This is a genomic window from Edaphobacillus lindanitolerans (genome assembly GCF_900156305.1).
In the GTDB taxonomy this organism is placed as follows: Bacteria; Bacillota; Bacilli; order Bacillales_A; family Planococcaceae; genus Bhargavaea; species Bhargavaea lindanitolerans.
The window spans coordinates 467609-481373 of sequence record NZ_FTPL01000001.1; the positions used below are offsets into that span (position 1 = coordinate 467609).

Genomic DNA, 13765 nt, shown 5'->3' on the forward strand with positions numbered 1-13765 from the left:
CAGTCCGTCCATTACATAAAAGGCAGTTCAACCAGTTCCCCCGCCTTCCCGGTTCAGCCGCATGATTTCCCTGACCGCCTCATCCATTTCGGATGTGATCCCATGGTGGAACAGGGCGATGTCCCCGCCAGGCAGGTCTGCGCTCCGGCCGACCCGTCCGCCGATCTGGATGATGGCAGACCGGCCGAACACCCGGTCCTCCGCTCCGACAACGGCAGCCTGAAGGCCCGGGATGGTGATTCCGCGTTCCAGGATCGTTGTTGTCAGCAGACCCGGTGCTTGTCCTCTTCTCAGTGCCATGACGGCTTCGCGGCGGTCGGGGCTTGATGCATGGACCGCCATGATCCGGCTGTCGAGAGTCTGGAACATCGGCAGGCATTTCTCCATCAGACGGACTGAAGGGAAGAAAATCAGGAATGGCTCGGAAGAAGATAGTCTCGCTTCCGCCCAATGCAGGAGACGGCGGGGCAACTTCCCGGAATCGATCAGGCGTCGGTAATTCCAGAGCGGAACGAACCTCGGGACCGGAAGCGGATGCCCGTGGTAGCGGCGGCGGATCACTGTCCGGCCGCCTTTTTTCACGGCCGCCATGATGGACGGCGAGGGGGTTGCGGTGACAAACACCTTTACACCGCCGGGTTTCAGCGCCTTTGTCACGGCGTTTTTCAGTGTTCCGTCGAATGAATAAGGAAACGCGTCCGCCTCGTCGACAAAGATGGCATCGAACGCATCGCGGAACCGGTACAGCTGGTGGGTCGTGGCGATGACGAGCGGTGCATATCCGTCCCCTTGACCCGATCCGCCGTACAGGCCATGGATGACCGTTTCTCCAAGCGCCTGACGAAACCTCGGAAGCAGTTCCAGCACGACATCTGTCCTTGGTGTGGCAATGCATACCCGTTTCCCGTCTGAAAGCAATTCATGAACCGGCCCGAAAAGGATTTCCGTCTTTCCGGCACCGCACACGGCATGCAGAAGATGCGGCCTCCCGGCTTGAAGGCTCTCCGAGATGTCCACGGATGCCCCGGCCTGGGCCGGCGTCAGTCTTCCCGACCATTTCAGCACCGGGGGCGCGGGCGGCGGGCGCTCCGGCCCTGTCCAGTATGCAAGCTCATCACACGAAGCGACCCGGCCCATCCGGATGCAATGCCGGCAATAGTGGCAGACCTTGCCGCACCTGCGGCAGTCAAATGAATAAAATGCCGAGGGTGCCGTCATGAGGCAACGATTGCAGCGGAAACGAAGGCCCGGCGCCCGGCGGCTGCTGACAAGCAGACCGGGCAGGGTGCCGATCCACCCCGATTTGACATGCCGGGAGATCTCGCCGGCATCGAACGGGAGATGCTCTTTCAGCCAGAGCCTCCCCTGCAGGAAATCGCGGATTTCTTCATCAACCGATCTGACCGCCTCCATTTAACAGACTTTTCCGACATGGTTCTTTGTAAAAAAAGCGACCGCTGTGTTGCCGGTCACTTCTTCACCCACCCGAGCCCCATCGACCCTTCGCCGAGATGGGTGCCGATCACGGGGCCGAAATAGCTGGTCGTAAATTCCACTTCGGGATATCGGGCTTCCAGGGACTCTTTCCAGACAGCCGCGTCTTCCGGACGGTTTGCATGGATGACCGCCGCTTCCATCGGGCCATTTTCCTCAACGGCCTCGCCGAGCAGCTGCTCGATCCGCCCCATCGCTTTTTTTCGCGTGCGGATCTTTTCAAACGGAACGATCACTTTATCCTTGAAATGAAGGAGCGGTTTCACCTGGAGAAGACCGCCGATGAGCGCCTGCGCACCGGACAGCCGTCCGCCCCGCTGGAGATGCGCCAGGTCATCCACCATGAAAAAGGCGTTCATGGTCTTCTGCATCGTTGCCAGCTCGTCCATGATTTGATCCGGTCCCGCTCCCCCGCGTGCCATTTTTGCGCCACGGACTGCATAGAAGCCTTGCATCATGCAAGAGATCTCTGAATCAAACACCCGCACATCCATGTTCTCCGCCATGTCCCCCGCCTGGACCGCGGAGGCAAATGTTCCGCTTATACCGCTCGACAAAGTGACAACAACCACTGCGTCAAACCCATTTTCCGATAGTTGCCGGAAGCATTCTGCAAACTTTCCGATCGGAGGCTGTGATGTTTTCGGCAGCTCGCCCCCGCCGACCATCCGGTAAAAACGGTCTGCACCCAGTTCTGTTTCTTCTTCATATGTTTCGCCGTCGATCGTCACGCTGAGCGGGATCATCCCGATGCCCAGCTCCTCCCGAAGTGCAGCCGGAAGATAGGCGGTACTGTCGGTCACAATGGCCGTTTTCATTCTATCAACCTCCGTCCTATCATCATACTAAATTCGGTTCGAAATAGGAATCAGAAAAGGAAGCCGGCGGGGATACAGACGATCCCCCGCCGGCCATCATTTCGGGACCTGATGTCCCGTTCCCGGATCAGGCAGAATCCCCGATATAATAGATCTCCTTCACTTTCCACGCGTCTCCGGCCTTTTTGAAGACGGTGACCTGCCGCCCCTTCTCCGAACGCGCCTCCTTGGATGCCTTGGAAGTCATCGTTGTCGTTAAATTGGAGAACAGCTGGGCCTCTCCGTCCTTGTAGGAGACGATGGTTTCATTTTCAGCCGAGCGCTCGACATCGTATGCGGCGAACAGCTCCTGCATCGCCTTCTTCTCCTCGTCGATGTCAAAACCGTCCTTGCCCTCTACGAGAAGCGATGTGTAGCCGTCCGGGTCCTGGTTGTTGAAGGTTTCCATGTATTGAGCGAACGTATCGAGGATCGCCGCTTTCTCTTCCTCCGGAACATTCTCGGCTTCTTCGATCGTCCCGTCCGTCATGCCGAATCCGACTTCGGGATCGTCCGCTTCCTGATCGGCGCCGTCTTCAACGCCGTGCCCGACCGCAGAGTTCTCGCCCGAAGGCGCCGTTCCGTCTTCGGCCATATTTTGATTTTCATCCGTCTTGCCGCCGCATGCCCCGAGGAACAGTGCGGCAAGCAGTACCGGGATGAACAGTCCTGATTTGGTTTTCATATGTTCGTTCCCTCCCGTGTCAGTGTGCCATATCCATGGACGTTCATGCAACGGATTGGTTCTTGATGCACGAATCAGTAAACAGCCTGATTTTGGCCCAAAGAAAAAAGCCTGCCCGGGCAGACCTTTCCTGGATCAGCGAACTTCGACCCAGCCTTTTTTGATGGCATTGACGACGGCCTGGGTGCGGTCGTTGACGCCCATCTTCTGGAGAATGCTGGAAACATGGTTTTTCACCGTTTTTTCCGAGATGTAGAGCGAATCGCCGATGGACCGGTTGCTCTGCCCGTCCGTCAGCAGCTGCAGCACTTCGCATTCCCTCTTCGTGAGCAGGTGGAACGGACGGCGGATTTCCGTCTGATGGAAAGAGCCGACCATCTCTTTGTCACTGAGACGGCGGAACTCGGCCACAAGATTGCGGGTCACTTTCGGATGGAGATAGGACCCCCCTGCCGCCACAACCTTGATTGCCTGAACGATCGCATCCGCGTCCATCTCTTTGAGCATATACCCGAGTGCGCCCGTCTTCATCGCATGGGTCACATAGGACTCGTCATCATGAATGGAAAGAATGATGATTTTCGCCTCCGGGTGTGCGGCGATCAATTCGGACGTGGCCTCGATGCCGCTCTTTCCGGGCATATTGATGTCCATGAGGACGACATCCGGACGGAATTCCTCATAGAGGGCAAGCACTTCATCTCCGTCGGCCCCTTCGGCCACTACGTTGAACGTCTCTTCAAAATCCAGGATCCGCTTGACCCCTTCACGGAACAATTGATGATCGTCAATAATAATGATGTCTGTCATCCCGAATTCCCCCTGCTCATAGTTTACTTATTATAATGACTGTGCATGCGGCAGGATCAGGATGACTTCCGTCCCCTTGCCGGCAGCAGTATTGATATCCAATTCGCCCCTCAGGAGGGCGACCCGCTCGTACATCCCCTGTATGCCGAAATTGGATTCGGACCGGTCGGCCGGATCGAACCCCCGGCCGTCATCCTTCACGGTCGCCCGGATGAAATCCTTGCATGTTTCCACCAGGACCTCTATCGTTTTCGCCCTGCTGTGCTTGACCGCATTCGTTACGGCCTCTTGTACGAGGCGGAATACCGCCACTTCCACGCTCGGGTTCGGCCTCACCGTAATCCCCTGTGACTCAAACGAAAAATGGATTTTCTCGTTGTATGAGGCGGTGCGCTCAATGTATTTGCTGAGGGCGGGGATCAGTCCGAAGTCGTCGAGTACCATCGGCCTCAAATCATGGATGATCCGTCTCACCTCGGACAGCGTATTGCGCGCGAGCTCTTTCGTGAACCCGAGCTGTTCAAGCCCCGGATCCATCCCCTTGTCTTCAAACACCCGCTCGACGAGCCCGAGCTGCATGACGAGATTGGCCATCATCTGGGCAGGCCCGTCGTGAATCTCACGGGCAAGCCGCTTCCGCTCTTCTTCCTGCGCTTCAATCACTCGCATGCTCATGTGTTTTCTCATTTTCGCCGTTTCCAGCGCCGGCCCGACATCCCTGAGCTCGGAAGCAAGATATTTCATCACTACATTGACATGGCTGGCCAACTGGTCTGACCGGCGGATCGATTCTTCGTATGTACGGATCCGGTTTTCGATCTGCCCCCGCACTTCTTCCAGCTGCCTGAGTTTCGTGCTGTTCAGCATGAACTCCATCTGGACTTCATGGGCAGAGTCATACGTTTCCCGAACCTCTTCTTTTGTATAATCCGAGAAATACATCGAGACGTGCTGCAGCTTTTCTCGCGCGGCGACTGCGGCCTTCTGGAGGCGCTCCCCTTCTATTATTGCCCGGGAAATCCCTTCATCCGTCTGCCGGAGTTCCTCCCGGAGCTCCGACAGCTGTCGCCGGCTTTCTTCATTGATGATGAAAATATCATTCTTTGACTCATTCACCGATTGAACCATCGAATTGAAGATGGAATCCAGTGAATGAACATCCACTCTTTCAACAGGCATGACCCATCTCCCTCTCCATCCGGGCCCTATTTATCCGGTATTTGAGTTTAAACTGTGTTTATTATAGCATTACAACCATGAAAATATATTAAAAATACATTACAGCGATCAAGAGGTGCATCGACATTGCGAAATGATTACAGGACGGTCAAGGAACGCGGAGAAGCGGAAATCATCATCAAAAAATCCCGCTTCATAGCAACTGTGACCCGTGCCGAAACCGAGGAGGAGGCGACGGCGTTCATTGCCGAAGTCAAAAAAACCCACCATTCCGCCACCCACAACTGCTCGGCCTATCTCATCGGGGAGCATGATCAGATCCAGAAGGCGAACGACGACGGAGAACCGAGCGGAACTGCGGGCGTTCCGATGCTCGATGTGTTGAAAAAACAGGGGCTGAAAGACACTGCGGTCGTCGTGACCCGCTACTTCGGCGGCATCAAACTCGGCGGCGGCGGACTGATCCGTGCCTATGGAAGCGCCGTGTCTGAAGTGCTGAAAGAGACGGGAACCGTCGAACGGCGCCAGTACAGGCTCATGAAAGCGACAGTGGATTACACTTGGCTCGGAAAAGTCGAAAACGAGGTTCGCCTGTCGTCATATCCACTCGACCACATCGATTACGCGGACGCGGTTTCGCTATATATTTATGTGCCGGCAGCAGAAGAAGACAATTTTCGGGAATGGATGGAGGACCTGACGAACGGTCAGGCGGAATTGTCCTCCGAACGCTCGGAATTTCTGGAGTTCGACATTTAATTCGATTTTATATTTTACGAAGTCTGTTTCAGATAGTATAATGGATAAGATTGCAATGCTGAAAAATTGTCAGAAGGAAAAGAGCTTGGTGCCCAAGGAGTTATCAAATGAAAAGAAGAGAATATCGAAATAAGAGGGTCGCTTCGAAACGGAAAAAGCATCTCAAGATCTGGTCCGTTGTCATCTTGGGTGTTGTTTTGCTTTTTTCGACCTACGGGGTTTACCTATATAAGAAAGCTCAATCTGCCATGGACGGTGCATTCCAGGAAACTGACAGGGATGTTTCAAGTCTCAGAGACGATAAAGTTACCCCCTATAAAGATAATGTTTCCATTCTATTTATAGGAGTCGACGACAGCGAAGTCCGCTCAGACTCTCACAGCAGATCGGATGCCTTAATGTTGGCTACGTTGAACAATAAGGAAAAAACGGTTAAATTGGTGAGCATTCCGCGGGACTCCCTGGTCTATATCAAAGAGGTCGGATACCAGGATAAAATCACCCATGCCCATGCGTTCGGCGGTGTACCGGCCAGCATCAATGCAGTGGAAGCCACATTGGGCGTACCTGTGGATTACTACGTGAAAATGAACTTCAACGCATTTATCGACATCGTTGATGCGCTGGATGGAATTCAGGTCAATGTGCCTTATGAACGCGTTGAACTCGACGAAAACGATAAAAAAACGATTCACTTAATGCCAGGCTATCAAAAGCTGGATGGACGGCATGCATTGGCACTTGCAAGGACGCGAAAAGCCGACAATGATGTGGAGCGGGGCAAGCGTCAGCAGATGATCCTGCAGGCCATGATGAAAAAGGCCAGCTCCGTATCATCTATTTCCAAGTACGGCGAAGTCATCGATGCCATCGGGGGGAATATGGCCACCGATTTAACATTTAATGACATGAAGTCTCTGCTGGCCTACCTTAAAGACGGAATGCCGGAGATCGAAACCATTTCCCTTGAAGGGGAAGATGACATGTCCACCGGGATCTATTACTGGAAGCTGGATGCGGAGTCTCTGAAAGAAACCAGCCAAAAACTCAGAGATCATCTGCAATTGGAGAATGGAGAAGATCCGTTCACGAACAGCACGAAAAACTTAACAGACAGTGCGAACTCAACGAACGAATAAAGAAAAATGATCCCGGCTTATTGCCGGGATCATTTTTCTTTTCCGGCGGCAATTCACCGGCTCCCCCGCCTCCGGCGGATCACCGTCTGTTATGACTCCGACTGCCTCGTTCAATTAGGGGCGTCCGATCAACAAGGCTGCAGCAGGCTGTCCCGGCGGTCCTCCCGGCCCGGCATCGTATGCAAGATCCAAATAAACAAAAACCCCGGAACCGGACAAAAGGTGTCCGATTCCGGGGTTTATCAATCTCATTCGAAATAAGTGATCATGATAGTCCCAAAAATACCATGAGCATCAATAGCGCCGATCCGCTATCTTTTCCCTCTGACCAGGCTGATGATCGGCCTGTAGTTTTTACCGGCAAGGCCCAAAAGCTCAACCAGCAATTCGATAAACAACAGAAGGAGGGCTCCAATCAAGAATGCGCCCCAGATCGTCGCCTGTGAAAACACGATCGCAGCCATGCCCAATGTCGCCGCCCCCGCATAAATCAGCAGAACCGCCTGCAGGTGGGAAAAGCCGATGTCCATCAGCGTATGATGCAAGTGTGACTTATCCGGTGCGGTGATCGACTGCTGCAGCCTTACTCTGCGAACGATTGCAAAGATCGTATCAAAAATCGGGATGGCCAATATGATGATCGGGATGATCAGGGAAATCATCGTGACGTTTTTAAACCCGTCCAAGGCAAGGATCGAAATCATAAAACCGAGGAAAAGCGACCCTGTGTCCCCCATGAAGATTTTGGCCGGATAAAAGTTATAAAACAGAAACCCGAGGCAGGAAACAGCCAGCAAAGAAGCGAACACGATGACAAAAGTGTTCCCCATTATTGCAGCCATCACAGACAAGGTGATCAATGCGATGGCGGAAATCCCTGCAGCCAGTCCATCCAAACCGTCAACCAGATTAATGGCATTGGTGATTCCGACAATCCACAGCAGTGTCAGCGGGATGCTCAGATACCCGAAACTGACCTGCCCGCCAAAAGGCAGATTTACAAAGTCAATCTGCATATCTCCAAAGATGATAATGATCATTGCAGCTGAAAGTTGGCCCGCCAACTTCGCCTTTGCTGTAATATCATAGATATCATCCAAGATCCCTGTCAAAATAATGATAGATGCCGCAATAATAAGCGGAATCAGGTGTTCACTTTGGGGTTGTGCAATAACCAGCCCGATAAAAAATGAAATGATGATTGCCAGGCCGCCCATGCGGGGCACATTGATCGTATTCACTTTTCTGATGTTGGGCCGGTCGATGGCACCTATATGCATAGCAAGCTTTTTTACAAACGGAGTAAGAAAAAGTACTGATATAAAAGTGATAATCAAAGCGGTTATCATGATTATGCTCCTCCCGCTAATGTCCGATGGCTTTACACTGCATTATAACACAAATTCAATCTGGAATCCTAAGATATTAACTAACTGTTAAGATGTTAACATATTGTAAAGAAGACATGCTTCAGGATATATACCCATGTTTTATCTGCCGGCTTTATGGGGAAATCAATTTAAAAGGAGGCGTTTTTTTAATGGATAAAGACTCCGGGTTTCTTGACAGGGCGAAAGATACTGTCGGCAAAGTGGCCGGGAAAGCCATGGACAAAGTGAATCAGTGGGCAGATGAAGTGGAGTCCGGAAAAGCCGGCCAAACAGAAAGCAGTCCGAACCGCTCAGGATCTTCTGTTCAGGCCGACGGCAAGAATGACGGCGGTGGCCGCCCGAAAGCCGCCGGGGAATATGAATACAACGAACGCGGTACACACGGGGATCACCACATGTCGGAATTCGGCGGAATCTCGGCCATCCACACCGGTACGGACGCAAGAGCGGATGCCAAACCGGCTTCTGATGAGTTCGGCAACACCCCGGATTCCCGCAAGCCCGCCCCGCCGAATCAGTTTTCGGGAGGTGCAGAGCCGGAAGGCATTGCAAGCGGGAAATCCCGTTCATCCCGCTATGAGGAACAGGAGCCCGTCGACGGCTTCCCGGAAGACGCGGCTCCATCGGAAGGCATGACATCCATGGAATCCGGCACCGATCCCCAGGCAAGCAGCACGAACGTCGCATACGGTGACCCGATCGGTCGGTATGACGGCCATGAAGAAGATATCCTCAATGAAGAAGAACGCCAGTCCCGCTACGAGGAACAAGAGCCGGTGGGCGACTTTCTCGGAGACGGCACCGCAGAGGAGCCTCCGGAGCCATTTGGCGATGCAGGGAGAAGGCCCATCTGAACGGATCAAACAGAAAAGCCGCCGTGCGGGATCAGATATCCGGCACGGCGGCTTTCTTATTTCATTCGGCAATGCCTTCGAGATCGGTGACAATCGTCACATCCGGGTGGTCAAGAAGCGAAGTGATCGGATAATCTGTCGTCTTCTGCCCTTTCACGAGCTCCTGGAGCGCGCTTCTCTTTTTCTCGCCGAACGCCAGTAGGACGATCTTTTTGGCAGAAAGAATCGAGGCGATTCCCATCGTCAGTGCCGTGTTCGGGATGGCGGATCTGTCTTCGAAGTACTGGCTGTTGACGCCAAGCGTGGAATCTGCGAGTTCGGTCACATGCGTCGTCGAGCTGAACGGCGTGCCCGGCTCATTGAACGCGATATGGCCGTTTTCTCCGACCCCGAGAAACTGGAGATCGATTTCCGCGTCACGGAGCAGTGCTTCGTACTCATCGCATTCAGCAGTGAGGTCCTCAGCAGTTCCGTCCGGGATGTATGTTTCCTTGAACGGTTTATGGCTGAACAAATGATGGTTCATGAACCAGGCATAGCTGTTCGGGTTGTCGGCTCCAAGTCCCACATATTCATCGAGGTTGAACGAGATGACTTCCGAGAAGTCAAGGTCAGATTTCGCCCACGCTTCATAGACCGGAATCATCGTGCTGCCGGTCGCCAGTCCGAGGACCCGAAGTCCTTCGTCCAGCTCCTTACGCATTCTCTCCAACATGACTGTTGCTGCTTCTTCCTTGCCGCCAACCTTTATAAACCGCACATTTTGCATACTACTCTCACTCCTTCTCGGTCTCTGTAATTCTCGTTCGAAGATTTACGCTTTTAATCTAATTGTCCATCACCGGCGACCCGTTCTACTGCTTCCGTCACGTTAACATGAACGTTCGGATCAAGCGGATGCGGGACGAGGTCCCCTGGCTTCGTGCTGTCCACGATTGCCTCGGCAGCTGCCAGAAGCATCGGGTAAGTGATTGCCTTTGCCCGGGCGTTCAACGCACCGCGGAAGATGCCCGGGAAGCCGAGGACGTTGTTCACGAGCCGGCCGTCCGCAGCAAATGCCGCACCGGCTTCAAGCGCATCGTCCGGCGCGATTTCAGGATTTGGATTGGACAGTGCGAGGATGATCTGCCCTTCCCGCACCATTTCTTTTTTGATCAGGCCCTGTACACCCGTGGTCGCGACGACGATGTCGCTTTTTTCCATGAGTTCGTTGATTGATTCGATCACCGTGCCGCCGCTTTCGCGGAGACGGTCTTTTGCCGCTGCATTCAGGTCCGAGCCGTACATTTCCTCGACGCCGTATTCCATGAGCATTTTGCAGATGGCAAGCCCCGCGGCACCGAGCCCGATCTGTCCGACTTTTGCCTTGCCCAGATCCACGCCAGCCGTACGGCAGGCGGACAGGATCGCTGCGAGCGTCACGACAGCCGTACCATGCTGGTCGTCATGCATGACCGGGATGTCCAGCTCTTTCTTCAGACGCTCTTCGATTTCAAAGCAGTGCGGAGACCCGATGTCTTCCAGAAGGATGCCGCCATAGGCCTGGTGGATGTGCTTGACCGTTTCCACGACCTCGTCGGGATCGCTCGTATCAAGCAGGATCGGGACACCGCTGATCCCGACGAATTGGTCGAACAGGACGGCTTTCCCTTCCATGACCGGCATCCCGGCGACCGGGCCGATGTTCCCGAGTCCGAGAATGGCCGTCCCGTCCGTCACGATGGCAACCGTGTTTCCGATGCTCGTGAAGTAGTCGGCCTGCTCGGGGTCCTGGTGGATGATTTCACAGATGTTCGCCACGCCGGGCGTATACACCCGCCGGAGATCACCGAGAGAACGGACCGGACGTCGGCTCGACATATGGATTTTCCCGCCTTCATGGGCCTTCATCACATCATCCGAGATGGCATGGACGACGATGCCGTCACCGAGCGCGCGGATTTTATCGACAACCCGTTCGACGTGCTCCTTATTCTCAAACTGGACCGAAATGTCACGGACCGTCGTATGCGTTCCGATCTTCAGCGTTTCGATGTCCCCAATGTCTCCGCCTTCCGCGCCGATCACAGAAGCGACCTTTGCAAAGTTCCCGGGCATCTGCGGGATTTCAATGATGAGATTGCGTAAAATGCTATATTCCATGGATATGTCCCTCCTGCTGTCTTCTATCAATGTTATTCATTGTACTACTTTGATAGCAAGACCGTAAACAGCAGTCGTCCGACCTCTAACATCATCTGCCTGAGCGGTTTTCATCCTCCCAGCACTCGGCTCCTTTCAGGCCCGGGATGGAAGAGGCACGGAATTGGGGATTCAGCCCTCGTCTGCGCTGATCGGTGAAGTCGTCAAGAACACTGAAAGCCACTTTTCCGAGCAGGAAGATTACAACAAGGTTGATGACCGCCATCATGCCCATGAACAGGTCCGCCATGTCCCATACAATCTGGACTTGTGCCAACGATCCGAACATGACCATGGCCAGCACGCCGATTCGGTAGGCAGTAAGCCAGGCCGGATGGGCATTGATGAATTCAATGTTCGATTCGCCATAATAATAGTTGCCGATGATCGAGCTGAACGCGAAGAAGAAGATTGCCACTGCGATGAAATAAGGAGCCCATGCACCGACCAGTTCCGACAGGGATGCCTGGGTGAGGACGATGCCCTCCTGCTCCGTCGTGTTGTATACGCCGGCCAGGATGATCATGAACGCGGTTGCCGAACAGATGATGATCGTATCAAAGAATACGCCGAGGCTCTGGACGAGCCCTTGCTTGGCAGGGTGGGAGGCGCTTGCGGTAGCTGCCGCGTTCGGCACACTCCCCATCCCTGCTTCATTCGAGAAGAGCCCACGGCGGACGCCCTGCATGATCGCCGCTCCGACAGCTCCGCCCGCCGCCTCCCGAAGGCCGAAAGCATGCTCAAAGATCAGTTTGAACATGCCCGGAATCTCCCCGAGGTTCATGGCAAGGACAATGACGGTGACTGCCAGGTACAGGACCGCCATGATCGGGACGAGAAACTGTGTCACGCTTGCTATTCTTTTGACACCGCCGAAAATAACGACTGCCGCGAGCCCGATGAGCACCAGGCCGACCGCCCAGTCTGGAATGGAAAAGACGCTGCTGAACGATTCCTTGATCGTATTCGCCTGGACGGCATTGAAAATGAATCCGAAGCAAAGTGTCAGCAGGATGGCAAAGACGATGCCAAGCCCCCGCTGGCCAAGGGCTTTCTGCATGTAATAAGCGGGGCCTCCCCGGAAGGTATCCCCGTCTTGGACCTTGTAAACTTGCGCCAGCGTACTTTCAATGAATGCGGTCGCCATTCCGACGATTGCGACCACCCACATCCAGAATACCGCTCCCGGGCCGCCGATTCCGATTGCCAGGGCCACGCCGGTCACATTGCCCGTCCCGACCCGGGAAGCGGCACTGATCGTAAATGCCTGGAACGGGGAAATCCCATCTTTATCATCTTTTGGTTCTGTGAGAAGCCGGAACATCTCACCGAACAGCCGGAACTGGACAAACTTCGTGCGGATGGTGAACCAGACACCAAGCCCGAGCAGTACGTATATGAGAACATAAGACCACAAAAGATCGTTGCCGTGCCCGACGATCCATTCCAACGCATCTTGGAACATATGTATTTTCCCCTTTCAACAGGTGTTTGCCGGCATTCCGCCTGCATTCTCTTTTCCTTTCCCTACTTTGAGGGCAAACAAGCCTCCGTGCAAGAGGAAAATGGCCGATCCTTTCGGAAAACAAACAACACTCCCCCGGTTCCCCGGCGGAGTGTTTCGGATCGGATCGTTTTCCTCACATCCTACATAAAACGTTCACGGTGGCGATCGTCGATATGATCGCGCGCAGGGCTGCGGTCAATCTCTTCAACCGCCGGATCCCCGAACGGTTCCGGTCCAAGGTTCGGGTCTGCCGCCTCTGACCTGACTCCGGAGAACGGCGCTTCCTCCCCCGCCATCTCTCCCGGCAGACGGCCTTCGGAGACTGCATGATCGGAACTGCGGTTCAGTTCCTCGTTCTTCTGTTCCCGGTTGTCCGCCCCGATGCTGACAGAGCCCTCATCCGGTCTGCGCCCGACTCCGCGCGAATTGACCGAGCCGTCCTCGATCCCAATGACATCCTCCCCGTGACCCGTCGCCCGTCCGTAATGATCGGTTTCCCGATTTGGTGTCAGGTCATTTACCGATTCTGTGTGTCCTTCCATATAACCAGATTCTTCTTCAAGACGTCCTGCCGCTTCAGCGGCTTCCCGGTCACGCTCATTGAAGAATCCGCGCTGGCCGACGCTTTCTTCCAGCACCGATTCAGACGGAATGACGGAATCGTCTATCTCCCGTTCAAACTCCGGATGCCGCTCTGCGAATGTTCGTCCTTCCGCATAGGCGTCCGTTTCCCGTCCCCGCGGTTGGTGATCACCTTGTTTCATGCCTGTTCCCTCCTGTCAGGGTAGTATTCAATGAATACCCTCAGAAGGATGACTTTGAAACCATGGGGACTGACGCCCTGCATGCAGCAAGGCGATCCGCGCCCGAGGAAGTCTCAGCCAGTTAGCAGTTAGCCTGGAAGCAAGA

Annotated in this window: 13 protein-coding genes; 3 read left to right on the forward strand and 10 right to left on the reverse strand. The window is 54.3% G+C overall.

The annotated features are described in order from the left end of the window. Nucleotides 1-27: 27 nt before the first annotated feature. The 5 genes from B0B07_RS02230 to B0B07_RS02250 form a co-directional block, all read right to left on the reverse strand. Nucleotides 28-1413, reverse strand: coding sequence for an ATP-dependent helicase ComFA (locus B0B07_RS02230; protein ID WP_076756737.1), 1386 nt, complete (start codon nt 1411-1413; stop codon nt 28-30). A gap of 56 nt (nt 1414-1469) precedes the next feature. After that, nucleotides 1470-2312 carry a DegV family protein gene (locus tag B0B07_RS02235; RefSeq protein ID WP_076756738.1) on the reverse strand — a complete coding sequence of 281 codons (843 nt, stop codon included), beginning with the start codon at nt 2310-2312 and terminating at the stop codon, nt 1470-1472. A 127-nt stretch (nt 2313-2439) separates the two neighbouring features. Next, nucleotides 2440-3036, reverse strand: a complete 597-nt coding sequence (locus B0B07_RS02240; protein ID WP_076756739.1) for a nuclear transport factor 2 family protein — start codon at nt 3034-3036, stop codon at nt 2440-2442. A gap of 135 nt (nt 3037-3171) precedes the next feature. Then, nucleotides 3172-3846: a response regulator gene (locus B0B07_RS02245; RefSeq protein ID WP_076756740.1), complete on the reverse strand. Its 675-nt coding sequence runs from the start codon at nt 3844-3846 to the stop codon at nt 3172-3174. Nucleotides 3847-3876: 30 nt separating this feature from the next. Further along, nucleotides 3877-5025, reverse strand: coding sequence for a sensor histidine kinase (locus B0B07_RS02250; RefSeq protein WP_076756741.1), 1149 nt, complete (start codon nt 5023-5025; stop codon nt 3877-3879). A gap of 126 nt (nt 5026-5151) precedes the next feature. Here B0B07_RS02250 and B0B07_RS02255 point away from each other — a divergent pair, with 126 nt between their 5' ends. After that, nucleotides 5152-5784, forward strand: a complete 633-nt coding sequence (locus B0B07_RS02255; RefSeq protein ID WP_076756742.1) for a YigZ family protein — start codon at nt 5152-5154, stop codon at nt 5782-5784. A gap of 107 nt (nt 5785-5891) precedes the next feature. Next, nucleotides 5892-6923, forward strand: a complete 1032-nt coding sequence (locus B0B07_RS02260; RefSeq protein WP_076756743.1) for an LCP family protein — start codon at nt 5892-5894, stop codon at nt 6921-6923. Between the two features lie 311 nt (nt 6924-7234). Here B0B07_RS02260 and B0B07_RS02265 read toward each other — a convergent pair whose 3' ends face one another. Further along, nucleotides 7235-8275, reverse strand: a complete 1041-nt coding sequence (locus B0B07_RS02265; RefSeq protein WP_076756744.1) for a glycosyltransferase family 4 protein — start codon at nt 8273-8275, stop codon at nt 7235-7237. Between the two features lie 188 nt (nt 8276-8463). Between B0B07_RS02265 and B0B07_RS02270 the strand changes: the two genes are divergently transcribed. After that, entirely contained in the window at nt 8464-9168 is a 705-nt protein-coding gene (locus tag B0B07_RS02270) for a hypothetical protein (protein ID WP_076756745.1), read from the forward strand. 61 nt (nt 9169-9229) lie between these two features. On the opposite strand, the gene B0B07_RS02275 is transcribed toward B0B07_RS02270, so the two are convergent. The 4 genes from B0B07_RS02275 to B0B07_RS02290 form a co-directional block, all read right to left on the reverse strand. After that, nucleotides 9230-9937 carry a glucosamine-6-phosphate deaminase gene (locus tag B0B07_RS02275; RefSeq protein WP_076756746.1) on the reverse strand — a complete coding sequence of 236 codons (708 nt, stop codon included), beginning with the start codon at nt 9935-9937 and terminating at the stop codon, nt 9230-9232. A 53-nt stretch (nt 9938-9990) separates the two neighbouring features. Continuing rightward, nucleotides 9991-11310, reverse strand: coding sequence for an NAD-dependent malic enzyme (locus B0B07_RS02280; protein WP_076756747.1), 1320 nt, complete (start codon nt 11308-11310; stop codon nt 9991-9993). A gap of 91 nt (nt 11311-11401) precedes the next feature. Then, nucleotides 11402-12814, reverse strand: coding sequence for an alanine/glycine:cation symporter family protein (locus B0B07_RS02285; protein WP_200805774.1), 1413 nt, complete (start codon nt 12812-12814; stop codon nt 11402-11404). 182 nt (nt 12815-12996) lie between these two features. After that, a complete protein-coding gene (locus B0B07_RS02290) occupies nt 12997-13620 on the reverse strand; it encodes a hypothetical protein (RefSeq protein WP_076756748.1) in 624 nt (207 codons plus the stop codon). Between the last annotated feature and the right edge of the window lie 145 nt (nt 13621-13765).